Below are 259 nucleotides of genomic sequence, written 5' to 3' on the forward strand. Positions count from 1 at the left end.
AGCTAACCGGTACTAATGAACCGTGAGGCTTAACCTTACAACGCCGAAGCTGTTTTGGCGGATTGAGAGAAGATTTTCAGCCTGATACAGATTAAATCGACAGGTCGGAATAAGACGTGTTGATAAACAGAATTTGCCTGGCGGCCGTAGCGCGGTGGTCCCACCTGACCCCATGCCGAACTCAGAAGTGAAACGCCGTAGCGCCGATGGTAGTGTGGGGTCTCCCCATGCGAGAGTAGGGAACTGCCAGGCATCAAAT

Annotated in this window: 1 rRNA gene; it reads left to right on the forward strand. The window is 52.1% G+C overall.

Annotated elements, in window-relative coordinates:
• The first annotated feature begins 136 nt into the window (after positions 1-136).
• Positions 137-252, forward strand: a 5S ribosomal RNA gene (rrf, locus tag A7098_RS22215).
• The last annotated feature ends 7 nt before the right edge of the window (positions 253-259 follow it).

The organism is Escherichia sp. MOD1-EC7011, assembly GCF_002965005.1.
Lineage (GTDB): Bacteria > Pseudomonadota > Gammaproteobacteria > Enterobacterales > Enterobacteriaceae > Escherichia > Escherichia ruysiae.